We start from the raw sequence: 21,911 nt of genomic DNA on the forward strand, positions 1-21,911 counted from the left end.
TGTCCCTGCTGCTCATCGTCCTACTGGCCGCCATCGCCGCGATCCTGATCCTGGTGGTGCTGCCCATGGTCTACGTCAAGAACTACATCAAGGTTCCGCCCAACGAGGTCGCGGTGTTCACCGGCCGGGGTCAGCCCAAGGTTGTGCGCGGCGGGGCACGGTTCCGGATGCCCGGCATCGAACGCGTCGACATCATGAGCCTCGAACCGTTCAACGTCAGCATCAATCTGCAGAACGCGCTGTCGAACAACGGTGTGCCGGTCAACGTCGAAGCGGTCGGCCTGGTTCGCATCGGGTCGGCCGACGAAGCCGTGCAGACCGCGGTGCAGCGCTTCCTCACCTCTGACCTCAACGAATTGCAGCGCCAGATCAACGAGATCCTCGCAGGCAGCCTGCGCGGCATCACCGCGACGATGACGGTCGAGGACCTCAACTCCAACCGGGACACGTTGGCCCGCAGCGTCGTCGAGGAGGCCGGCGGCGACCTCGCGCGCATCGGCATGGAGGTCGACGTGCTCAAGATCGCCGGTATCTCGGACGCCAACGACTACCTCAAGTCCCTCGGCCAGCGGAGAATCGCCGAGGTCAAGCGGGATGCGACGGTCGGCACCGCCGAAGCCGAGCGCGACGCGCAGATCCAATCCGCCAAGGCGCGCCAGGAGGGTTCGATCGCGCAGGCCGAAGCGGACACCGCCATTGCGACCGCCAACCAGAAACGCGATGTCGAGCTGGCGCGGCTGCGCGCACAGACCGAGGCCGAGAACGCGCAGGCCGACCAGGCCGGGCCACTTGCGAACGCCCGGGCCCAAAAAGACGTCGGCATCGCGATCGAGCAGGCCGAGGCCGCGCGCGTGCAGGCCCGCATCGAGGTGGAGCAGCGTCGTGCCGAGCAGGCGCAGGCGGCCCTGCAAGCCGATGTGATCGCGCCCGCCGAGGCGCAACGGCAGGCCGACGTCGCGATCGCCGAAGGCCGGCGCCAGTCCTCGATCCTCGCCGCCGAGGCCGCGGCCGAGACCGAGCGGCGTAAGGGCCAGGCCGAGGCCGACGCCCGCAAGGCCGCCGCCGACGCGCTGCGTGTCGAGAAGCAGGCCGAGGCCGACAGCCTTCAGGCCAAGCTCGTCGCGGAGGCGGCGGGCAAGAAGGAACTCGCGGACGCGTTGCGCGTCGAACAGCAGGCCGAGGCGGCCGGTATCGAGGCCAAGCTGCTCGCCGAGGCGAACGGTAAGAAGGAGATCGCCGCCGCGCTCAACAGCTACACCGCGGATGCGGCGCGCCTGCTGATGCTGCCGGACGTGCTGCAGTCGGTCGTCAAGGCGACCGAGGCGGCCGCGACGCCGCTCGGCGAGATCGAACGGTTGTCGATCATCGGCGGCTCGGGCGACACCCAGGACGCGGTCGGCGGCCTGCTCGGGGTCAGCCCGCTCGCGGTGGCCAAGATCCTCGAATCGCTCAAGTCGTCGGGCATCGATGTCGCGGCGTTGCTCAACCGGTCCGAAGCTCCTGCGCCGCCGGTTGCGCCGGATGGCAATGGATCGCTGTCGCACGTCGAGTAGCGGCCTGACCAAGAAAATCGCTGGCTGGGGAGCGCATAATCAATAGCGATATGACTGGACCCGCTCCCCAGCCCCGCAAACCCGTAATCCTCAGCGTCGACGACGATCCCGCCGTGTCCCGTGCCGTGGCGCGTGACCTGCGCCGCCACTACGGCGAGCGGTACCGCGTCGTGCGTGCGGAGTCGGGTCCGGATGCCCTGGAAACGCTCAACGAGCTCAAGCTGCGCGGCGACACCGTGGCGGTGTTCGTCGCCGACTACCGGATGCCGCAGATGAGCGGCATCGAGTTCCTCGAAGCCGCGATGGACCTCTACCCGATGGCCCGTCGCGTGCTGTTGACGGCCTATGCCGACACCACTGCCGCGATCGCGGCCATCAACGTCGTCGACCTGGACCACTACCTGCTCAAACCGTGGGATCCGCCGGAGGAGAAGCTCTACCCGGTGGTCGACGGCCTGCTTGAGGCCTGGCACGCCGCCGGGGACCGCGCCATCCCCTACACCAAGGTGATCGGTCACCAGTGGAGCCCGCGGTCGTGGGAGGTGCGTCAGTTCCTGGCCCGCAACCAGCACACGTATCGCGCGTTCACGGCCGACGAGCCGAAAGGCCGCCAGCTGCTGGAGGCGGCGGGTCTCGACGGCCTGCAGTTGCCGGTCGTGATCACCGAAGGCGGAACCACGCTCGTCGAGCCCACCGACGGCGAGCTCGCCGACATGCTTGGCCTGTCGACCAGCCCGTCGCTCACGATGTACGACCTCGCGGTCATCGGCGGTGGCCCGGCCGGGCTGGCCGCGGCCGTGTACGGCGCGTCCGAGGGCCTCAAGACGGTGCTCATCGAGGGCACGACGACGGGCGGGCAGGCCAGCCGAAGTTCCCGTATCGAGAACTACCTCGGCTTCCCCACCGGCGTCTCGGGCGCCGAACTCGCCACGTCGGCCCGCAGACAGGCCGAGCGCTTCGGCGCCGAGGTCATCACGACGCGCGAGGCCACCAAACTCGACGTCGCAGGTGCGGCCCGCACCGTCACGTTCGCCGACGGCGACACGATCGGTGCGCGCGCGGTCATCCTGGCCACCGGCGTGGACTACCGCCAGCTTCCGGTGCCCGGATGCTGGGAAGATCCCGACAATCCGGTCAACTACGTCGGCCGCGGCGTCTACTACGGCGCCTCGGTGTCGGACGCGTCGGAATGTAAGGGCGAGGACGTGTTCATCGTCGGCGGCGCCAACTCGGCCGGCCAGGCGGCGATGTTCATGGCCCGCGAAGCCAACTCGGTGACGATGGTCGTCCGCGGCCCGTCGCTGGAAGCATCGATGTCCTACTACCTCATCCAGCAGATCGAGCAGAACCCGAAGATCCGCGTCCTCACGTGCACCGAGGTGATCAAGGCGATCGGTGAGGACGACCACCTGGTCGGCCTGATCCTGCAGAACAAGCGCACCGGCGAGCAGGAAGAGGTGCGGTCGAGCCGGCTGTGCTGCTTCATCGGGGCGACGCCGCGCACCGACTGGCTCGAGGGCGTGGTGGCCCGCGACGACCACGGTTTCATCCTGGCCGGACCGGATCTGCGTGACGTGTGCGGCTGGACACTGGAACGTCCGCCGCATCATCTGGAAACAAGTGTGCCCGGTGTGTTTGTTGCAGGAGACGTGCGCGCCGAATCCGCGAAGCGGGTGGCGGCCGCGGTCGGCGAAGGCTCGATGGCGGTGATGCTGGTGCACCGCTACCTGGCCGAGGCATGAGGAGTCGACGACCGATATGAGCGAAGTGTGTGTTCGCGACGAACTACGGACGCTGTTCCTGTTCGAGCATCTCTCCGACGAGCAACTCGACACACTGTGCGAGGCCGGCAGCATCGAGACCTTCCCGGCAGGCCCGATCGTCACCGAGGGAGATCCGGCCACCTGCTTCTACGTGATGCTCGAGGGCGAGCTCATCATGTCGAAGCGGTCGGGCGGCGTCGACCTCCAGACCAACCGCACCTCACAGCGCGGCGTCTACTTCGGTGCCTGGTCGGCCTACATCCCGGGTGAGGAGCACATCTACGAGGCGTCGGTCCGGCTGACGAAGCCATCGCGGGTGTTCGTGTTGGACGCCAACGCGTTCGCGGCGTTCATGCAGTCGCAGTTCCCGATGGCCGTGCATCTGCTCGAAGGGCACAAGGTCGGCGGCAGGCGGCAGAGCCAGATCATCGGTCAGCGCGAGAAGCTGCTGGCCCTCGGCACCATCACCGCGGGTCTGACCCATCAGCTGAACAATCCCGCCGCGGCCACCGCGCGGGCCGTGGCCGACCTCCGCGAGGGCGTCGGCAAGATGCGCCACAAGCTCGCGATGCTCGCCGACGGCAAGTTCACCCCGGAAGCGCTGCGCGTGCTTGTCACCATTCAGGACGAGGTGGCCGAGCAGGTCGCGAAGAGCAAGGGGCTCGAGCTCACCGCGCTGGAGACCTCGGACCGCGAGGACCAGATCGGCGACTGGCTCGAGGACCACGGCATCTCGAGTGCGTGGGACTACGCGCCGACGTTCGTCGAGGCGGGTCTCGACATCGACTGGCTCGAGCGCATCGAGGCGTCGGTCGACGATGTCGACGCGTCGGCGTCGCTGCAGGGCGCGATCGGGTGGCTGAAGTACACGATCGACACCGAACTGCGCATGAACGAGATCGCCGAGGCGAGCAAGCGCATCTCGGCGCTGCTGGCAGGCGCCAAGCAGTACTCGCAGATGGACCGTGGCTCCTACCAGAGCGCCGACGTCCACGAACTGCTGCGCAGCACGCTCATGATGTTCGGCGGCAAGATCGGCAAGGACCAGCCGATCACCCTCGTCAAGGACATGGACAAGTCACTGCCCGAACTACAGTGTTATCCGGGCGATCTCAACCAGGTGTGGACCAACATCATCGACAACGCCATTCAGGCGATGGACGGGCACGGCACACTGACCATCCGTACCGCGCGCGAGAACGACGAGATGATCCGCGTCGAGATCTGCGACGACGGCCCTGGCATCCCCGAGGACATCATCGGCCGGATCTTCACCCCGTTCTTCACCACGAAACCGTTCGGTGAGGGCACCGGGCTCGGCCTCGACCTGGCCTGGCGCATCGTCGTGGAGAAGCACAACGGCGATCTGCGGGTCCACTCCGAACCGGGTAACACGCGGTTCGTCGTGCTCCTGCCGCTGCAGGCGCCTGCGCCTCTTTCGGCGGCCGTCGAATCCGCCGAGTAGTCACTCCGTCAGCGCGACGACCGCGACGATCACGGGCACGGCCAGGATCGTGCTGATGAGTGTCGCGTCGCGAGCCAGGGTCTCCCCGCGCTTGTACAGCGCGGCGTAGGTGTTGATGTTCTGCGCGGAGGGCAGTGCGGCCAGCACGGTGACGATCTCGAGCTGGTGATGGTCGGCGCCGAGCGCCCAGGCCACCCCGTAGGCCACGGCGGGCATCAGCAAGATCTTGAACGCGACCGCAAGCGCGAGCTCGCCGCGGTGCGGGTGCCCATCGCCGCGCGACCGTGCGCTCAGGGATATGCCGAAGGCGAGCAGCACCGTCGGGACGGCCAGCGCGGCGAGCAGTTCCAGCGGATCGCGCAGTACCTGCGGAAGCTCGACATCGGTCTCGGCGAGGATCAATCCGACGGCGCTCGCCGCGATGATCGGGTTGGTGAACAGGCTCAGCACGCGTTGGGCGACCGGCTTGTGCCTGGCGTTCTCCGCGTCGAGCAGGCCCAGGCTGATGGGCGCGAGCACCAGGATCTGGAACAGGATGATCGCCGACACCTCGGTCGTGCTGCCCAGCACGTAGGCGCTGACCGGGATGCCGAGATTGCCCGCGTTGACGTAGGAGGCCAGCATCGAGCCGACGACGGTCTCGCCGCGCGGGCGGCGCATCAGCTTGGCGATCCCGAAATACAACGCGTACACCGCGAGCGCGGCGACGGCCGACGCCACTAGCAAGCGCGAAAACACTTGGGAGAGTTGAGCATCGGCAAGCCCGATCAGCATCAATGCCGGAACGCCGATGTGGAACGCCGCGCGGTTGAGCACCATTCTCGCGTTCTCACCGAGTACGTCGTAGCGCCCCACGATGATTCCGACGACGATGACGATCGCGATGACGGCGAAGGCTTGCAAAACAGCCAGCACCTACCGGGCCTTCCGTCTGATGGGGTCGTCTCCTCGCGCGATCCGTTTACTTCACTCGCGGAGAATTATCCCGCACCGGGTTCGCGCGTCAGAATCGGCGTGATTCGTCCGGAATAGCCACGCCGCGGTGCCGGGTTGACCGAACCATGACGCAGACCACAGCTCAGCCCGCAAAACCAGATCTCGGCAAGTACGGTTCGTTCGGCCGCGGTGTGACACCCGCGCAGGCCAAGGACATCGAGGCGCTCGGCTACGGCGCGGTCTGGGTCGGCGGCTCGCCGCCCGCCGAGCTGGAGTGGGTCGAGCCGATCCTGGAGGCCACCACGACGCTGCAGGTCGCCACCGGCATCGTCAACATCTGGACGGCGGACGCGGGTCCGGTCTCGGAGTCGTTCCATCGCATCGAGTCGGCCTATCCCGGGCGCTTCCTGCTCGGCATCGGTGTCGGGCACCGCGAAGCCATCGGCGAATACCGCAAGCCACTCGACGCGCTCACAGACTATCTGAACAAACTCGACGAGTACGGCGTGCCCAAGCACCGCCGCGTGGTCGCCGCACTCGGACCGAAGGTGCTGCAGCTGTCGGCCGACCGTTCGGCAGGCGCGCACCCCTACCTCACCACGCCCGAACACACCGCCCAGGCCCGCAAGGTGATCGGGCCCGACGCGTTCCTCGCACCCGAACACAAGGCGATCCTCACCACCGATGCGGACAAGGCGCGGGCCGTCGGCCGCAAGGCACTCGACGTCTACCTCGGCCTGACCAACTACCTCAACAACTTCAAGCGGCTCGGGTTCACCGACGAGGATCTGGCCAAGCCAGGCAGTGACCGGTTCATCGACGCCGTCGTGGCGTATGGCACCGTTGAAGCCGTCGCCGCGCGCCTCAAGGAGCATGTGGACGCCGGCGCCGACCACGTACCCGTGCAGGTGCTGACCTCACCGGAGAAACTGGTGCCGGCACTGGCCGAACTCGCCGGGCCGCTGGGCCTGGCCTGAGGAGGAGCACACCATGACTGACTCTCTTTCACTCAAGCCCGATCTCGGCCGCTACGGCGTGTGGGCGTTCGGCGCGGTCAACCCCGAGCAGGCCGCCGAGATCGAGAAGCTCGGCTACGGCGCCGTGTGGATCGGCGGCTCTCCCGCGGCCGACCTCGCATCCGTGGAGCCGATCCTTGACAACACCGAGAACCTGCAGGTGGCCACGGGCATCGTCAACATCTGGACGGCCGACGCCAACCGGGTCGCGGAGTCCTACCATCGCATCGAGGCCGCCCATCCCGGCCGGTTCCTGCTGGGTGTCGGTGTGGGCCACCCCGAGCACACCGACGAATACCGCAAGCCCTACGACGCCCTTGTCGAGTACCTCGACGTGCTCGACGCCGCCAAGGTGCCGACGAGCCGCCTGGTGCTCGCGGCGCTCGGCGACAAGGTGCTCAAGCTGTCGGCACGGCGCAGCGCCGGTGCCCATCCCTACCTCACCACGCCCGAGCACACCGAGCACGCCCGCGACGTCCTGGGCGAAACGGTGTTCCTCGCACCGGAGCATAAGGTGGTGCTGACCACCGATGCGGCCGAGGCACGCAGGATCGGCCGCGAGACCGTCGACTTCTACCTCAACCTGAGCAATTATCTCAACAACTGGCGCCGGCTCGGGTTCACCGAGAAAGACATCGCCAAGCCAGGCAGCGACAAGTTGATCGACGCCGTCGTCGCGCATGGCACGGCAGGCGATATCGCCGCACGCCTGCGCCAGCACATCGCGGCAGGCGCCGATCACGTGACGATCCAGGTGCTCGGCGGTCCGGACAAGCTGATCCCGACGCTCACCGAGCTCGCGGGCCCCCTCGGACTGAAAGAGGACTGACGCCCTGCGCCGCTAACCCTGCACCGCGAGCGTGCGCGTCTGCTGCCCGCCACGCCGCGAAATACCGGCACAATGGGCACGCTCGTGCGGCGTGAGCGTGCGGAAATTCCCGCCCGTTAGGGTTGACGCATGCGGTTGCTCGTCACCGGCGGCGCGGGGTTCATCGGCGCGAACTTCGTGCATCTCGCGCTACACGAGGCGCTGACGACATCGGTGACGGTGCTCGACGCCCTCACGTATGCCGGAAGCCGGGAATCTCTTGCGCCGGTCGCCGACCGGATCCGGCTCGTGCAGGGCGACGTGACCGACGCGGAAGTCGTCGGAGACCTGGTACGCGAGGCCGACGCCGTCGTACATTTCGCTGCAGAAACCCACGTCGACAACGCGCTGGCCGATCCCGAACCGTTCCTGCGCGCCAATGTGATCGGCACGTTCACGGTGCTCGAGGCCGTGCGCAGGCACGCCGTGCGCCTGCACCATGTCTCGACCGACGAGGTGTACGGCGACCTCGAACTCGACGACCCCGCGCGGTTCACCGAGACCACGCCCTACAACCCGTCCAGCCCGTACTCGTCGACCAAGGCCGCCGCCGATCTGCTCGTGCGGGCGTGGGTGCGTTCCTACGGGGTGCGCGCCACGATCTCGAACTGCTCCAACAACTACGGCCCCTACCAGCACGTCGAGAAGTTCATCCCACGCCAGATCACCAATGTGCTGACCGGCAGGCGGCCCAAGCTCTACGGCACCGGCGCCAATGTGCGGGATTGGATCCACGTCGACGATCACAACAGCGCGGTGTGGCGGATCTTGGCCGACGGCCGGATCGGCCAGACATACCTGATCGGCGCCGAGTGTGAGCGCGACAATCTGACCGTCATGCGCACACTGCTGCGGTTGATGGACCGCGACCCCGACGACTTCGACCACGTGACCGACCGGGCCGGCCATGACCTGCGCTACGCGATCGATCCGTCGACGCTGCACGACGAGCTCGGCTGGGCGCCCAAGCACACCGACTTCGACGAGGGGCTGCGCGCCACCATCGACTGGTATCGCGACAACGAATCCTGGTGGGGCCCTTTGAAAGACGCCGTCGAAGCGGACTACCGGGAGCGCGGGCAGTGACCGCACGCGAACTGAAGATCCCCGGCGCCTGGGAGATCACGCCGAAACTGCACGGCGATTCGCGCGGACTGTTCTTCGAATGGTTCACCGACAGCGGGTTTCACGCATTCGCCGGACACCGCCTCGACATGCGTCAGGCCAATTGTTCGGTATCGGCGGCCGGCGTGCTGCGCGGTGTGCATTTCTCCGAGCTGCCGCCGAGCCAGGCCAAGTACGTGACCTGTGTGCGTGGCGCGGTGTTCGACGTCGTGGTCGACATCCGGCTTGGCTCACCGACTTTCGGGCAGTGGGATTCCGTGCTGCTCGACGACCGCGACCGGCGTTCGATCTACCTTTCCGAGGGGTTGGGTCACGCTTTCCTTGCGCTCGAAGATGATTCGACGGTCATGTACCTGTGCTCGACGCCGTACGCGCCGCAGCGCGAGCACACGATCCGGGCCACCAGCCTTGGGATCGACTGGCCCGACACCCACGAGCTCATCCTCTCCGAACGCGACGCGGCCGCGCCCACACTCGACGAGGTGCGGGCCGCGGGCCTGTTGCCGACGTGGGCGGACACCCGCGCGTTCGTCGAGGAGTTGCGCACGGTGGACGCCGTCACTCCCCCGCCGCGCTGACCTGCTGAGCCTTACCAGGTGGGCGAATCGCTGCGCCCACAAGAAGTCCCACGAACGGAACCGCGGCAAGGACCGTGCTCAGCGTCGCACTGCCGCCGGTCACCAAGGTGAAGTTGGTGAGCACGAGCCACAGGCTGGCCAGCAAGCCGAGGCACGCGAGCACCGGGGCGATCCGGGTCTGCCAGACCCGCCCGTTTGCATGCTCGCCGTTTCGGGCGAAGTAGACCAGCACGGCCACCGAGGTGGTGAGCATCAACACGACCATGCCGACCGTCGCCACGCCCGCCATCGACCCGAAGACGCCCACGAGCGGGTCGATCCCGAGGACCGCGAGGATCCCGACGATCACCGCGGCGGTGACGGTCTGCACCACAGAGGACTGCGCGGGCGAACCGTGCTGCGGATGCACACCGGCCAGCCTGTTGGGCAGCAATCCTTTTCGGGCCAGGGCAAACTGGTAGCGGGCGATCACGTTGTGGAATGACAGGACACACGCGAACAGACTCGTCAGCAGCAGCACGTTGACCACGTCGCGGCCGATGCGGCCGAGGTTGTCGTCGGTGGTGTCGAGCAGCATGTTGGCCTCGCCGTCGAGCGTGCGCTGGGCGACCTCGGTCACCTGGTCGGGCCCGATCGCGACGACGAACGCCCAGCAGGTCAGCGCGTAGAAGCCACCGATGATGAGCACCGCGGCGTAGGTTGCCCGCGGGATCGTGCGCTCGGGGTCCCTGGCCTCGTCGCGGAAAACCGCGGTCGCTTCGAATCCGATGAAACCGGTCAGCGCGAAGAGCACCGCGATGCCAAGCACGCCGTCGGTGAAAACGCTCGGCGAAAACGACGCGAGGCTCAACCCCTGCGGGCCCGGATCGGCGACGATCACGAGATCGAGCAGCACCACGATGCCGATCTCCAGCACGAGGGCAACGCCGAGCACCTTGGCGCTCAACTCGATGTGGCGGTAGCCGAGCAGTGCGACGACCGCCAGGACCGCGAATGAGTAGACGGGCCAAGGTATCTGCGGCCCACCGTAGAACCGCACGGTGTCGTCGATGGCCCAGCCGATGTAGCCGTAGATCCCCACCTGGATCGCGGTGTAGGCGATGAGCGCGACGGCGGCGATACCGCTGCCCATGCGCTTGCCGAGACCGAGCGTCACGTAGGAGAAGAAGGCGCCCGCTTCGGGCACGTACGGCGTCATCGCGACGAACCCGATGCTGAACACCAGCAAGACGAGCGCGGCGATCAGGAACCCGACGGGTGCGCCTGCGCCGTTGCCGAGTCCCATGGCCAGCGGCATGTTGCCACCGATCACGGTCAGCGGGGCGGCCGCGGCGACCACCATGAACACGACGCCGATCGGCCCGAGCTTTCCGTGCAGGCGGCTGCCGTTGTCGGCGACGGATTGGTTTGTCATCTCAGCCCTCCCAGTGCTGCATGGCCTGGCGAAACAGGTTGTGGTCGAGTGCATGTGCGGTGCGGCCGTCACGTCCGGTGAGGGTCTCGGCTGCGACGAGCACGTTGACGATGGCTTCCTCGGTAGCCTCGATGACGAGGTCGAACAGCCGCGTCATGAGCTGTGGGGCGACCATCCGCACCGGGATCTCGGGACGTTCGGTCTCGGTGTTCTCGTCCCAGGCGTACGGCGGTATGCCATGGTTGCCGGTCGAAAACGCCAGCATCAGGTCACCGCTGTACTGTTCTCCGGTGCCGCCGAGGGCACCGACCGCCAACGCCGACCGCTGAGCCAGTCGGGTGCACTGATGCGGCAGCAACGGCGCGTCGGTGGCGACGATGACGATGATCGATCCGGACCCCGGCTCGTAGGCGCGCGGCATCTCGGGCATCGGCACATGTTCAGGGCCGACGAGCTCTCCTATCGGAACCCCGTTGACCCGCAGCCGTTCTCGGCGTCCGTGATTGGCCTGAACCAGCACCCCGACGGTATAACGGCCCGCGGCGGTGTCGGTGACGCGCGACGCCGTGCCGATGCCGCCTTTGAAGCCGTGGCAGATCATCCCGGTGCCGCCGCCGACATTACCCTCGGCGACCGGGCCATCGGATGCGGAGTCCAGCGCCGCGCGGACGTGTTCGGCGTGCACGTGGTGGCCGTTGATGTCATTGAGCAACCCGTCATAGGTTTCCCCGACGACCGGCAGCGACCAGTACAGCCCTTCCCCACGGGCCTGCACCTGGGCGTCGACGAGCGCGTCGCGTACGACACCGACACTGTGGGTGTTCGTGAGCCCGATGGCCGAAGTCAGTTCGCCGGACTCCCGAACCCACTCCAGGCCGGTCATCTCGCCACTGCCGTTGAGGCGGTGCGCCCCGGCGAAGACCGGTTCGGTCCAGATACCGGAATGCGGGACGACGACGGTCACCCCGGTGTTCACGGCAGGTGCCTGCTGGATCGTGGTGTGCCCGACGCGTACGCCGGCCACGTCGGTGATCGCGTTGTAGGGGCCGGTGGAGTGTTCACCGACGACAACGCCGAGGTCACGGGCTCGCATTAATCTCCGAACGTTCACATCGAGTTTTTTTCACGTTTGGAAAATAATGCGCGTGACGGCCGCCATGTGCAAGAGGAACCGTGAAATCGGTAACTATGGAGGCGTGGGACGGCCCAACAGACAGGCAGAACGACGCGAGGAGATCCTCGACGCCGCGATCGCGCTGATCGAACGCCACGACCTGGCGACGCTGCGGATTGCCGACGTCGCCGCCGAGCTCGGGCTGACCGCCAACGCGGTGCGCTACTACTTCAAGGAGATGGACCACCTGCTCTCGCAGCTCGCGCAGCGCTCTGACACCCGGTTCTACGACGATCGGCTTGCCGTCGTCGAGCGCACCGACGACGTGTGCGAACAGCTCGCTCTGACCATCGCCGCGGGCCTGCCGACCGGGCCGGAGGACGCCGAGTGGCGGGCGATCTGGCGCGCGGTTTTGGCGGCCGGTTTCGAACTCGACCAGCGCCGCGATGTCCAGCACATCTATCACCGGCAGGTGAAGCTCTACACGCGGATTCTCGAATCAGGTGCGCAGAGCGGCGTGTTCCGGCTGGGCTCCCCCGCTCGCGATATCGCGATGACGCTGATGGCGATGGAGGACTACCTGGGCTACCGGATCGTGGCCCGCGATCCGGAGCTGAGCCGCGAGACAGCCCTGCGCCTTCAACGGGGCTACGCCGAACTGGCAACAGGGGCAACGCTTCCGGTGACGGTGTGACCGCGCGCGCCCCGGTCGGGGCCGCACTGTTGGTCGTCGTCGCCGCGGTGAGCCAGGAGGTCGGCGCTGCGCTTGCCGTGGGCTTGTTCGCCGCGGTCGGCACCGTGGGCGCGTTGTTCGCCCGGTTCGCGGTCGCGGGCGTCGTCCTGTGCACCGCGGTTCGTCCTTCGCTGCGGGGCCTGACGCGACGCGCCTGGGGTTCGGCGGGTGCGCTGGCAACCGCGCTGGCCGTGATGAACCTCTGCTTCTATTTCGCGATCGCGCGCATCCCGCTCGGCATCGCGGTGACCATCGAAGCCCTTGGACCACTGATTCTTTCGGTCGTGACGAGCACGCGCCGGGTCGCGTGGCTGTGGGCCGTGCTCGCGCTGGCGGGCGTCGCCATGTTGGGCTGGCCACGCGAGGGCGGAGGCCATTTCGACCCGACCGGTTTCGCATTCGCCGCCGTGGCGGGTATCGCATGGGCCTGCTACATCCTGGCTTCGGCACGCACTGCTGCCGAGTTCCGCCGACTCGACGGGCTGGCGATCGCCACCGCCGCGGGAGCACTCGCCGTCGCACCGTTCGCCATCGCATCGGTAGATGTCTCCGACGTACTGCGCTGGCACGTGGTCGGAGTGGGTGTGGCAGTCGGGGTGATGTCGTCGGTGATCCCCTACTCGCTGGAGCTGATCTCATTACGACGGCTTGCGCCTGCGGTTTTCGCCGTGCTGACCTGTCTTTCACCGGTGGTCGCCGCGCTGGCCGGGCTCGTTGTGCTCGGCCAGCAGATCGGCGTCCTTGGCTATCTGGGTGTCGTACTCGTGACGGCCGCCAGCATCGGTGCGGTCCGCTCGGCACACGCCCCGGCCGAGCCGCTCGGCTGACTTTCCCGCGCGAGCAGACGCGCGGGTACCCGGAATACGCGGATTGTGGGTACCTACATGTCTGTTCGCGGAGTGACGGTCAACTCGCCGTCGCGGACGCCCGCCCGTAACACCGACTGTCCCGCGAGGACCGCACGCGCGACCGGTTCGGTGACCTCGTGACGGATCGTCCGGCGCAGCCCTCGCGCCCCGTACACCGGGTCGAATCCGCGGCCCCGCACCAGTTCGACGACGCTGTCGTCGACCTCGAGTTCCACCCCGCGGCTCTTGAGCCTCTTCACGAGGTCGCCGATCTCCTTACGGGCCACCAGTTCTGCCGTGCCGTCGTCGAACGCGTCGAAGACGACGGTCTCGTCGATGCGGTTGAAGAACTCCGGGTCGAAGAACGACTCGACCGCCTCGCGCACCATGACGCGGTGCGCCGGCCGGCGCATCGGCCACCACCGCTTGCGCCGGGACCTTTGCGCCGCAGCGACTTCCAGCGATCCCAGATTGGACGTCAGGAATATGTAGCTGTTACGGAACGAGATCTTCTGCTGACCGTTCGCCAGCCGCAGTTCGCCGGTGTCGAGCACGTGCAGCAGGGCCCGCAGCACGGTCGCATCCGCTTTCTCGACCTCGTCGAACAGCACGACGCCCGGCATGTACGGCCCGCCCTCGATCTTCGCTTTGTCGAACAGCGTGAACGATTCCTTGCTGCCCGCATAGCCCGGCGGCGCACCCGAGAAGGATGCCGCGTAGTGCTCCTGCGCCAGCGCGCTCATGTCGATGCGGCACAGGTCGTCGGGGCCGGTGCGCAACGCCGCCGCGAGCTGACGGACCAACTCGGTTTTCCCGACGCCGGTCGGCCCCACCAGCAGCACACTGGACAGGGGCCGACCGGGATCGGCCACACCGATGTGGGCGATCGAAACCGCACGGACCACGGCCTCGACCGCGGCCTGTTGTCCGAGGATCGCCGCGTTCAACCGTCGCGAAAGCGCCTCCGGGTCAAAGCCTCCTGCCGATTCCGAGTTAGCGACGGGCTGGTCCGCGACCTTCGCCGAGTTGCGGTTCTGGTCGTGGTACATATCGGTGAGAAACGGCAACGCGTCGCCTCTCAGGCTTCGATGGTCTGCTCGACCGGAAGCGATCCCACGCGGCAGTCGGCCACGCCGACGGTGCTCCTGGTGATCGACTCCACGCGTTCCTGGGCTTTCTGCGCGTCGGTCACCCACAGCTTGTAGAACTCGAACGGGCAGTCGGCGACGCCCTTGTCGCCGTCGCCTGCCGCATGCACGCCGGAGTAGCCGCGGTGCAGCAGCTTGAACAGGTGGTTCTGCGACTGGTCGTTTTCGCGCGCATCGCGGATCGCGGCGAGCGACAGCTGTGCGTACTGGATGCCGTACTCCTCCTCGCCGGTTTCGCCGAGCGTGCGCCCGTCGAATCCGATGATCGACGAATGGCCGAAGTAGGAGTAGACGCCGTCGAATCCGGCGGCATTGGCCACCGCCACGTAGCAGTTGTTCGCCCACGCCATGGCTTTCGCCATCAGCACCTGTTGATCCTTCGCCGGATACATGTAGCCCTGGCACCGCACGATGAGTTCGGCGCCCTTCATCGCGCAGTCGCGCCAGATCTCCGGGTAGTTCCCGTCGTCGCAGATGATCAGCGAGATCTTGAGTCCCTTGGGACCGTCGCTGACGTAGGTGGTGTCGCCCGGGTACCAGCCCTCGATCGGGCACCACGGCAGGATCTTGCGGTACTTCTGCACGATGTCGCCCTTGTCGTCGATCAGCACCAACGTGTTGTAAGGCGGCTTGTTCGGGTGGTCCTCATGGCGCTCGCCGGTGATCGAGAAGACGCCCCATGTGCCGGCTTCGCGGCAGGCGGCCGAGAAGATCGCGGTCTCCTCGCCGGGAATGGTCGCGGCCGTGTCGTACATCTCCTGCTCGTCGTACATGATCCCCTGCGTCGAATACTCGGGGAACACAACGAGATCCATACCGGGCAGGCCGGATTTCATGCCGATCAGCATGTCGGCGATCTTGCGGGCGTTGTCGAGAACCTCGTCCTTGGTGTGCAGCCGCGGCATCTTGTAGTTGACGACGGCCACGCCGACGGTGTCGTTGCTCGAGGAGATGTCTCCGTGCCTCATGGGTGACTCCTTTTCCTGGAAGGGGTATTACGGTGATTCAGCTGTAGACGGGTTGACTTGCGGGAGTGCGGGATCGGTGCGAGCGCGGCGAACTGAGCAACCGCGCGGCGACCAACAACGACGCGAGTCCGATGGCCCAGATCACGGCGATACCAGGCGTTGTCCGGTAGTTGCCGCTGAGCATCAGGAACGCGGGCAGTGTGCAGGTCGGCTGGCTCAGCAGCACCACCGACCAGCCGGTGAAGCGGGTCAGCTGTTCGCGCCCGAGGCCGAGCACCAGGAAGAACAGCAGCCACAGCACGGCCCAGCTCAACCAGATGACACCGAACACCGGATCGTCGACCACGGTGAAGGACAGGCCGGCGTAGACGATGGCACCGCCCGCGACGAAGAGTGAAAACCAGCCTATGCCTTCGGGTTCCAGGCCGGCGAGGTTCACGATGCCGACGTAGAGGTAAGTGAATCCGAACAGGTAGAGACCCGATGCCGCGAGCGTTGCGGCGGCATCTCCGTCAGCCATGACGAGCATGACGGTGGGCAGTACGCACTGCAGCGCACCGACGAACAGGTTGAGCACCGCCGCCGAGCGTGCCGGCACGACGTTCAACAGCATCAGCCCGTTGACGAACAGCACCGCACCGACGTAAAGGAGACCGACGTTGCCCATCGGGGCACCTCCATTACTTCCAAATGGAATAGACTCAAATGAAAGTAAGTGACTGGCGCCACACTGTCAACAGGTGGTCGGTGTCAGTCGCACAGGTCCGAAGGCAGCGTGGTGACGATCTCGAAGTCGACGCCGGATGCGACGGCGAGGTGGACCGGCTGGCGGGTTCGGCGTTGCAAGAACTCGACCGTGCCGCGCGGGCTGTCATAGGCCGCGCCGTCGGCGACGGCTTCGATGTCGCGGTAGTCACCCGAGCGATGGATCATCTCAGCCAGGAAATGCGCTCCCTCGTAACATGATTCGGCCGCATTACCCAACGCGGGAGCATTGGATCCGTTGACGGTGAGGTATCGGTCGAGCAACTCCATCGAGTTCCGGCCGATCATCGAGCGGAAGTACGAAGCCGCGACGAACAGACCCTGGGTCGCGTCGTGACCGCTCGCGATGAGCATGTTCTCGTCCATGAGCGGGCTGAACCGCAGCAGGTTGTCGTGCAGCCCTCGCCGCGCGAACGACCTGTTGAACTCGACGGCATCCTGCCCCACGAGCAGCATGAGGACGGCCTCGCAGCGCGATTGGGCGGCCTTGTCGACCAGCCGGTCGATATCGCCGTGGCCGAGCGCGACGAACGAACCGCCGACCAGGTCGAGCGACAGTTCGCGGACGTAGCGCCGCACCTCGGCAAGCGACGTGCGCGGCCAGACGTAATCGTCGCCGACCACGAACCACTTCTTGATGCCAAGGTTGTCGCGCAGCCATCGCAGCGCGGGCGCGATCTGCTGGTCGGGCGTCTCACCGCAGCAGTAGATGCCGCGGCGCCGCTCCCCGCCCTCATACAGCGCGGGATACGAGTACGGCACGCGGCCCGCCACCACCGGCGCCAACGCATTGCGAACCGACGAGATGTGCCAACCGCTAACCGCATCGATGCGATCGTCGTCGATCAGCCGCTTCACATCGGCCGCGACCGTCGCCGGGTGCGCACCGCCGTCGACCACCTCGATGTGCACTTCGCGGCCCAGTACCCCGCCTGCGGCGTTGAGATCGTGGGCGACCAGATCGCCGACGGCCTCACAGGACGGTCCGAACAGGCCGGCCGGCCCCTGCAGCGGCACCACCATCGCCAGCCGCCATTCGGCGTCGCGGGCTGCCGTGCGCACTCGCACGTTCACCCGCGCATTCCATTCCTCGTTACCGGGTCGACGAGACGGTCAGCTAGAATCATTCCACTTGGAAGTATCCTCGGGTCAGCGGCGCGAGGCAATCGTCAGTTGGGAGGTCGACCGGCTGTGACGGACGTGCTCCCTCCCGACGGCCCCCCGACGGGCACTCACCTCGTGCGTCTGGCACGCATGATCGGTGCGGTGGTCGAGCGTCACCTCGCCGACGAGGACCTCACCCTGGACGATTGGCTGGTCCTCGAGGCGCTGGGCACCTCCCCCGGCCTCACGATGGCCGAGCTGCGGGCACTGACACTGACCGCGGCGCCGACTCTCACGCGTGTGGTGGACCGATTGGTCGCCCGGGCCCTGGTGTTCCGCGAGGTCGACGCCGACGATCGCCGCAAGGTCAGGGTGAATCTCAGCAAGCGGGGTGGCGCACTGCACGCCCGCCTGCTTTCCACGATCCGCCCGGCCGAGCAGGCCTGGTTCGACCAGCACGGCGCCAGTGCATGGATGGTTCAGGACTGACGCCGGCTGATCACTGGCCCGCCGGCGTTTCCGTCTTGGCGAGGAACCGGCGGAACAGCGGCCAGGCGATGGCCAGGTTGTAGACCACACCAGCCAGCAGATACGGCCACCACGTGCCATGGTCTGTCGCGCCCCAGAAGGCCTTCGCCGCCCAGTAGGGCGGCAGTACCCCGAAGGCGAGGTTCCACGCCGAGTCGATGAACCACGGCAGGCACGGTAACCCGGCGATCAGCATGCCCAGCGCACGCACCATCGCGATGCCCTGGATCTTGTTGTTCGCGACCGCAATGATCGCCAGCAACGTCACGATGGCGGACAATCCGGCGAGCATGCCGATCGGGATCAGCACGCCGACCAGCCCGGGTGCCAGGATCCCGCTCAGCGACAGCGTGGCGACCACGTAGACGGTTGTCACCACCATGACTGTGACCGCGCGATATGCGAAGAACGTCGACATCGGGACAGGCGTCACCCGCAGTGCGGTCATGGTGCCTGCGTCGACCTCGTCCAGCACCAGGAATGCGCCGAGACCTCCGGGAATGATGATGCTGGTCAGCAGCAGGAATCCAGTGAGTATCAGCGGATAGTAGGGCACCAGGTCGAAGTCGTAGCGCTGCGCGAGCATGTCGGTGAACATCGGCGTGAGGAACGCGACGCCGCTGGTCCAGATCACCGGCGCGAGAACGAGCATCACCAGCAGCGGATCACGGTAGGTTCCGCGAATATCATTGCGGCCGAAGGCCATCAACGCGCGGCCCGCGGCAGGCACCGAGGATGTCGTCACTGCACACCTGACCTTTCGATCACGTAGTGGCCGAACAGCGCGTGGGCGGCGCGCCACAGGACCGCAAGACACAGAACGGGATAGACGACGGCGTAGACCACTTGCCAAGCCGAGAGTGCCGCTTGCCCGAAGGCCGCACCCAGCAACAACATCGGCCCCTGTGTCGGCACGACGTACAACGCGGGATTCGGCCACAGCCCGGAGTGGTGCAGTATCGGCGGGATGAGCATGACCGCGAGCGGGATGACCGAGAAGAGAAACCAGTCGGTGACCGACGTGAACGGCAGCGAGCTGATGAATCCGACCATCAGCATCAGGAGCGTACCGAGCACCACACCGAGCAACATCGGCACCGGACGGTAGGCGGTACCGCTGGAGATACTCACCACAACGATTGCCACGATCAGCGAGATCGCCAGAAGCACAGTAAGTTTCGCAGCCAGGTACTCCCAGAACCGGAGCGGGGTCGAGATTACCGCACCGAGCGTGCGTTCCTGCTTCTCGAAGAACACCGAGCCCCCGATGAAGAAGAATCCGATGATCGCGATGTCCCCGATCAACACATAGGGTTCGGCGACGGGGCGAAGGGTGTGCGGCATCGGCAGCAGCACGGCCAGCCATATGAGCCCGGAAAAGAACCCCGCGTGCAGGAACTTCTGCCGGTACTGGACCATCACCTCGAGCCGAATCGCACTCAGGAGTCTCGTCATGCCAGCCGCCGTCCGGTCACCTCGACGAACACGTCATCGAGGCTGGCTTCCCTGCTGTGAATCGTCTCGACGTGGTGATTGCGCAGAATCCTGTGGAACTCGGGATCGTCGGCGAGCCCGTCCATTGCGAATTCGGCTGCGGTGAGCCCTGTCTCGGGAACACGGTACTGCACCCGAACCTGCCGCTGACTACGCGCGATCTTCAGTTCGGCGGGGCTGTCGAGCGCGACGATGCGGCCGTCGACGACGAATGCGACCCGGTCGCACAACTCGTCGGCGGTCGACATGTCATGTGTGGTCAGGAATATCGTGCGTCCGCGGGCCTTGAGGTCCAAGACGATGTCCTTGACCTTGCGGGCATTGACCGGGTCTAGACCCGATGTCGGCTCGTCGAGGAACAGCAGCTCGGGATTGTTGATCAGCGACCGCGCGAATGTCAGACGCATCTGCATTCCCTTGGAATACTTGCCAACTCGCACATTCGCCGCATCGGCGAGTCCAACCGCATCGAGCAAGTCCATCGGCTCGGCCGTCGCACCCGCGTAGAGCGAGGCGAAGAAGCGGAGGTTCTCCAGGCCGGTGAGCTTGTGATAGTGATTGGGCAATTCGAACGACACACCGACGCGCTGGTAATAGTCCGGCCCCCACTCCAGCGGACTCCGACCCCACACCGTGGCCTGTCCACCGTGTCCGCGCAACAAGCCGATGAGCAGCTTTTGCGTCGTCGATTTGCCGGCACCACTCGGGCCGAGGAACCCGAAGATCTCACCGCGCCCGACAGTGAAATCCATACCGCGCACGGCCGGTTCAGCCGCTTTGCGATAGGTGAACGTGAGACCCTGGACATCGATGACGTCCAAGGTGGCGGCAGTGGACATCGCCGCTGGAATGGTTTGCATCGGTTACTCAGTCGCCCTTCGGTCGGCGCGGCCTGCCGTATACCGACAGGCTCCGCACAGGTTGATACCGTTTCCGACCAGACTTCCCGGAGCACCGATCTGGACTGTACTAAACTTTCAGTAATTTGTGAAGGTTATTTGGTTCGACAAGGATTGGGATGCCGACCTCACCGGATCTTCAGCTGGCAGCCGAACGGCTCGGGCTGGTTCTCACCAGCCACGGCATGCAGCGGATGACGGCCCGCGTGCTGGCCACCCTGCTGTTCACCGAGCAGACCAGCGTCACCATGAGCGAATTGGCCGAGACTCTCGAAGCCAGCGCAGGCGCGATCTCCGGGGCGCTCAAGATGCTCACCTCTGTCGGGCTTGCCGAACGGGTCCCCGCGCCTGCCAGCAGGCGCGACCACTTCCGGCTGCGCGACAACGCGTGGGCGATCTTGTTCACCAACCAGAACGAGACGATCGCGGCCATGCAGGCCGCCGCGGAAGCCGGGACCGAGGCCACCGACAGCCAGAGTCCCGCACACCAGCGCCTCACCCAGATGCGCGATTTCTATACATTTCTGATGGCCGAGATCCCAACGCTGCTCGAACGGTGGAATCAGTTGTCGAACAACGAGACTTCGGAGAGAACAGGTGAGTAATCCCGCCGCCCAGACCGCACTGGGTCCCATGATCGTCGTCGCGGCCGACCAATACGAACCAACGCCGCTGGTCAACGATCCGTGGGCACATCGTCTCCTTCCCCGTAGCGGCCGCGTGGCCGCGGCCGCGACCCGTTGGCCCGCCTTCCGGCGATATCTGATGAAGGTGACGGAGGAGAAGTTCCGAGGCGGCTGGTCCAGTTTCCTCTGCCGCAAGCGCTACCTCGACGATCAACTCCTCACGACCATTCCGCAGGGCATCGACGCTGTCGTGATCCTCGGCGCCGGCTACGACACCCGCGCATACCGCTTGCCCCAGCTTGCCGACATTCCCGTATGCGAAGTCGATCTGCCTGCCAATGTCGCTCGCAAGTCCGCGGCGCTCCAACGCAGTTTCGGCCGCACCCCGCGCAACGTCACCCTCCTGCCGACGGATTTCGAGACGAGCGATCTGACGACCCGGTTGTCCGACGCGGGATTCAGCCACACGCAGCGAATTTTCTATATCTGGGAGGCCGTGACCCAATACCTCACCGAAGCTGCCGTCCGGAGCACGATGGAGCACCTGGCCGGTGCAGCACCAGGAAGCGCACTCGGATTCACCTACGTACGCCAAGACTTCCTCGATGGGCAGGAAATGTATGGCGCGCAGCAGGCCTACCAGGACTTCGTCGTCAAGCACAGGTTGTGGAAGTTCGGCATGCACCCGCAAGAGGTTTCGGCGTTCCTCGCCGACTACGGCTGGCACGAACGCGAGCAGGTCGGCGCCGACGAATACACGGCCCGCTACCTGGCGCCGAACGGGCGGACCATGACCGCATCGGCAATCGAACGCGCGGTGTACGCCCAGCGCTGAGTGCCGTTAAGAATGCGTATGGATCGGTGCGCTCGAAGTGGCCGGCGAGTAGAGATAGTGGATGTGAAGCAAAACCACGCCATACGCGAATACTCCTCGTGCCGAGGTACTTCCGAACGAGGTAACCGATG

At 66.2% G+C, this 21,911-nt stretch carries 22 protein-coding genes; 12 read left to right on the plus strand and 10 right to left on the minus strand.

All coding sequences use genetic code 11. The features are described from left to right. The first annotated feature begins 65 nt into the window (after positions 1 to 65). Genes ACRCUN_RS04885 through ACRCUN_RS04895 form a run of 3 tightly spaced genes read left to right on the plus strand, consistent with a single transcriptional unit; the run spans position 66 to position 4,781 of the window. Positions 66 to 1,553 carry a flotillin family protein gene (locus tag ACRCUN_RS04885; RefSeq protein WP_462140592.1) on the plus strand — a complete coding sequence of 496 codons (1,488 nt, stop codon included), beginning with the start codon at positions 66 to 68 and terminating at the stop codon, positions 1,551 to 1,553. 50 nt (positions 1,554 to 1,603) lie between these two features. Further along, positions 1,604 to 3,295 (plus strand): NAD(P)/FAD-dependent oxidoreductase, encoded by a 1,692-nt coding sequence (locus ACRCUN_RS04890; protein WP_462140515.1) that lies wholly within the window; start codon positions 1,604 to 1,606, stop codon positions 3,293 to 3,295. A gap of 16 nt (positions 3,296 to 3,311) precedes the next feature. Further along, positions 3,312 to 4,781, plus strand: coding sequence for an ATP-binding protein (locus ACRCUN_RS04895; protein WP_462140516.1), 1,470 nt, complete (start codon positions 3,312 to 3,314; stop codon positions 4,779 to 4,781). Here ACRCUN_RS04895 and ACRCUN_RS04900 read toward each other — a convergent pair whose 3' ends face one another. Beyond that, positions 4,782 to 5,696 (minus strand): AEC family transporter, encoded by a 915-nt coding sequence (locus ACRCUN_RS04900; RefSeq protein WP_462140517.1) that lies wholly within the window; start codon positions 5,694 to 5,696, stop codon positions 4,782 to 4,784. 146 nt (positions 5,697 to 5,842) lie between these two features. Here ACRCUN_RS04900 and ACRCUN_RS04905 point away from each other — a divergent pair, with 146 nt between their 5' ends. From ACRCUN_RS04905 to ACRCUN_RS04920, 4 genes are all read left to right on the plus strand, one after another. Beyond that, positions 5,843 to 6,694 (plus strand): LLM class F420-dependent oxidoreductase, encoded by an 852-nt coding sequence (locus ACRCUN_RS04905; protein WP_462140518.1) that lies wholly within the window; start codon positions 5,843 to 5,845, stop codon positions 6,692 to 6,694. A 13-nt stretch (positions 6,695 to 6,707) separates the two neighbouring features. After that, the gene (locus tag ACRCUN_RS04910) at positions 6,708 to 7,562 is read left to right on the plus strand and encodes an LLM class F420-dependent oxidoreductase (RefSeq protein WP_462140519.1); all 855 of its coding nucleotides are present in this window, start codon (positions 6,708 to 6,710) and stop codon (positions 7,560 to 7,562) included. A 129-nt stretch (positions 7,563 to 7,691) separates the two neighbouring features. Beyond that, a complete protein-coding gene (gene rfbB / locus ACRCUN_RS04915) occupies positions 7,692 to 8,687 on the plus strand; it encodes a dTDP-glucose 4,6-dehydratase (protein WP_462140520.1) in 996 nt (331 codons plus the stop codon). Beyond that, positions 8,684 to 9,304, plus strand: a complete 621-nt coding sequence (locus ACRCUN_RS04920) for a dTDP-4-dehydrorhamnose 3,5-epimerase family protein (protein ID WP_462140521.1) — start codon at positions 8,684 to 8,686, stop codon at positions 9,302 to 9,304. The genes rfbB and ACRCUN_RS04920 overlap by 4 nt, the downstream gene beginning before the upstream one ends. Here the strand turns inward: ACRCUN_RS04920 and ACRCUN_RS04925 are convergent. Next, entirely contained in the window at positions 9,285 to 10,718 is a 1,434-nt protein-coding gene (locus ACRCUN_RS04925) for an APC family permease (protein WP_462140522.1), read from the minus strand. The two genes, ACRCUN_RS04920 and ACRCUN_RS04925, sit on opposite strands and share 20 nt — an antisense overlap. A gap of 1 nt (position 10,719) precedes the next feature. Further along, positions 10,720 to 11,811, minus strand: a complete 1,092-nt coding sequence (locus tag ACRCUN_RS04930) for a DmpA family aminopeptidase (RefSeq protein ID WP_462140523.1) — start codon at positions 11,809 to 11,811, stop codon at positions 10,720 to 10,722. 103 nt (positions 11,812 to 11,914) lie between these two features. Here ACRCUN_RS04930 and ACRCUN_RS04935 point away from each other — a divergent pair, with 103 nt between their 5' ends. Together ACRCUN_RS04935 and ACRCUN_RS04940 are read left to right on the plus strand one after the other, a co-directional pair. After that, positions 11,915 to 12,526, plus strand: coding sequence for a TetR/AcrR family transcriptional regulator (locus ACRCUN_RS04935; protein WP_462140524.1), 612 nt, complete (start codon positions 11,915 to 11,917; stop codon positions 12,524 to 12,526). Then, positions 12,523 to 13,392 carry an EamA family transporter gene (locus tag ACRCUN_RS04940; RefSeq protein ID WP_462140525.1) on the plus strand — a complete coding sequence of 290 codons (870 nt, stop codon included), beginning with the start codon at positions 12,523 to 12,525 and terminating at the stop codon, positions 13,390 to 13,392. The genes ACRCUN_RS04935 and ACRCUN_RS04940 overlap by 4 nt, the downstream gene beginning before the upstream one ends. A gap of 53 nt (positions 13,393 to 13,445) precedes the next feature. On the opposite strand, the gene ACRCUN_RS04945 is transcribed toward ACRCUN_RS04940, so the two are convergent. The 4 genes from ACRCUN_RS04945 to ACRCUN_RS04960 all read right to left on the minus strand — a co-directional run bounded on the left by ACRCUN_RS04945 (position 13,446) and on the right by ACRCUN_RS04960 (position 17,317). Further along, a complete protein-coding gene (locus ACRCUN_RS04945; RefSeq protein WP_462140526.1) occupies positions 13,446 to 14,480 on the minus strand; it encodes an AAA family ATPase in 1,035 nt (344 codons plus the stop codon). Positions 14,481 to 14,491: 11 nt separating this feature from the next. Further along, the gene (locus tag ACRCUN_RS04950) at positions 14,492 to 15,529 is read right to left on the minus strand and encodes an aliphatic amidase (RefSeq protein WP_462140527.1); all 1,038 of its coding nucleotides are present in this window, start codon (positions 15,527 to 15,529) and stop codon (positions 14,492 to 14,494) included. Positions 15,530 to 15,566: 37 nt separating this feature from the next. Further along, a complete protein-coding gene (locus ACRCUN_RS04955) occupies positions 15,567 to 16,196 on the minus strand; it encodes an AmiS/UreI family transporter (protein WP_462140528.1) in 630 nt (209 codons plus the stop codon). Positions 16,197 to 16,279: 83 nt separating this feature from the next. Further along, entirely contained in the window at positions 16,280 to 17,317 is a 1,038-nt protein-coding gene (locus ACRCUN_RS04960) for a substrate-binding domain-containing protein (protein WP_462140593.1), read from the minus strand. 168 nt (positions 17,318 to 17,485) lie between these two features. Here ACRCUN_RS04960 and ACRCUN_RS04965 point away from each other — a divergent pair, with 168 nt between their 5' ends. Next, on the plus strand, positions 17,486 to 17,887 hold the full coding sequence (locus ACRCUN_RS04965) for a MarR family winged helix-turn-helix transcriptional regulator (RefSeq protein WP_462140529.1): 402 nt from the start codon (positions 17,486 to 17,488) through the stop codon (positions 17,885 to 17,887). A 10-nt stretch (positions 17,888 to 17,897) separates the two neighbouring features. On the opposite strand, the gene ACRCUN_RS04970 is transcribed toward ACRCUN_RS04965, so the two are convergent. Genes ACRCUN_RS04970 through ACRCUN_RS04980 form a run of 3 tightly spaced genes read right to left on the minus strand, consistent with a single transcriptional unit; the run spans position 17,898 to position 20,280 of the window. Continuing rightward, complete coding sequence (locus ACRCUN_RS04970) at positions 17,898 to 18,632, minus strand: Rv2686c family ABC transporter permease subunit (RefSeq protein WP_462140594.1); 735 nt, start codon at positions 18,630 to 18,632, stop codon at positions 17,898 to 17,900. 35 nt (positions 18,633 to 18,667) lie between these two features. Then, the gene (locus tag ACRCUN_RS04975; RefSeq protein ID WP_462140530.1) at positions 18,668 to 19,381 is read right to left on the minus strand and encodes a fluoroquinolone export ABC transporter permease subunit; all 714 of its coding nucleotides are present in this window, start codon (positions 19,379 to 19,381) and stop codon (positions 18,668 to 18,670) included. Continuing rightward, positions 19,378 to 20,280 (minus strand): ABC transporter ATP-binding protein, encoded by a 903-nt coding sequence (locus tag ACRCUN_RS04980; RefSeq protein WP_462140531.1) that lies wholly within the window; start codon positions 20,278 to 20,280, stop codon positions 19,378 to 19,380. The genes ACRCUN_RS04975 and ACRCUN_RS04980 overlap by 4 nt, the downstream gene beginning before the upstream one ends. Before the next feature lie 158 nt (positions 20,281 to 20,438). Here ACRCUN_RS04980 and ACRCUN_RS04985 point away from each other — a divergent pair, with 158 nt between their 5' ends. Together ACRCUN_RS04985 and ACRCUN_RS04990 are read left to right on the plus strand one after the other, a co-directional pair. Next, entirely contained in the window at positions 20,439 to 20,924 is a 486-nt protein-coding gene (locus ACRCUN_RS04985) for a GbsR/MarR family transcriptional regulator (protein WP_462140532.1), read from the plus strand. Further along, on the plus strand, positions 20,917 to 21,780 hold the full coding sequence (locus ACRCUN_RS04990) for an SAM-dependent methyltransferase (protein ID WP_462140533.1): 864 nt from the start codon (positions 20,917 to 20,919) through the stop codon (positions 21,778 to 21,780). The genes ACRCUN_RS04985 and ACRCUN_RS04990 overlap by 8 nt, the downstream gene beginning before the upstream one ends. Positions 21,781 to 21,911 lie beyond the last annotated feature (131 nt).

Source organism: Mycobacterium venezuelense, from assembly GCF_054919535.1.

Bases quoted from the DNA above. Each gene is read 5' to 3' on its own strand.
- ACRCUN_RS04885 (WP_462140592.1), top strand. From the start codon at position 66: ATGGTCTACGTCAAGAACTACATCAAGGTTCCGCCCAACGAGGTCGCG.
- ACRCUN_RS04890 (WP_462140515.1), top strand. From the start codon at position 1,604: ATGACTGGACCCGCTCCCCAGCCCCGCAAACCCGTAATCCTCAGCGTC.
- ACRCUN_RS04895 (WP_462140516.1), top strand. From the start codon at position 3,312: ATGAGCGAAGTGTGTGTTCGCGACGAACTACGGACGCTGTTCCTGTTC.
- ACRCUN_RS04905 (WP_462140518.1), top strand. From the start codon at position 5,843: ATGACGCAGACCACAGCTCAGCCCGCAAAACCAGATCTCGGCAAGTAC.
- ACRCUN_RS04910 (WP_462140519.1), top strand. From the start codon at position 6,708: ATGACTGACTCTCTTTCACTCAAGCCCGATCTCGGCCGCTACGGCGTG.
- rfbB (WP_462140520.1), top strand. From the start codon at position 7,692: ATGCGGTTGCTCGTCACCGGCGGCGCGGGGTTCATCGGCGCGAACTTC.
- ACRCUN_RS04925 (WP_462140522.1), bottom strand. From the start codon at position 10,718: ATGACAAACCAATCCGTCGCCGACAACGGCAGCCGCCTGCACGGAAAG.
- ACRCUN_RS04930 (WP_462140523.1), bottom strand. From the start codon at position 11,811: ATGCGAGCCCGTGACCTCGGCGTTGTCGTCGGTGAACACTCCACCGGC.
- ACRCUN_RS04950 (WP_462140527.1), bottom strand. From the start codon at position 15,529: ATGAGGCACGGAGACATCTCCTCGAGCAACGACACCGTCGGCGTGGCC.
- ACRCUN_RS04955 (WP_462140528.1), bottom strand. From the start codon at position 16,196: ATGGGCAACGTCGGTCTCCTTTACGTCGGTGCGGTGCTGTTCGTCAAC.
- ACRCUN_RS04960 (WP_462140593.1), bottom strand. From the start codon at position 17,317: ATGGTGGTGCCGCTGCAGGGGCCGGCCGGCCTGTTCGGACCGTCCTGT.
- ACRCUN_RS04970 (WP_462140594.1), bottom strand. From the start codon at position 18,632: ATGGCCTTCGGCCGCAATGATATTCGCGGAACCTACCGTGATCCGCTG.
- ACRCUN_RS04975 (WP_462140530.1), bottom strand. From the start codon at position 19,381: ATGACGAGACTCCTGAGTGCGATTCGGCTCGAGGTGATGGTCCAGTAC.
- ACRCUN_RS04980 (WP_462140531.1), bottom strand. From the start codon at position 20,280: ATGCAAACCATTCCAGCGGCGATGTCCACTGCCGCCACCTTGGACGTC.
- ACRCUN_RS04985 (WP_462140532.1), top strand. From the start codon at position 20,439: ATGCCGACCTCACCGGATCTTCAGCTGGCAGCCGAACGGCTCGGGCTG.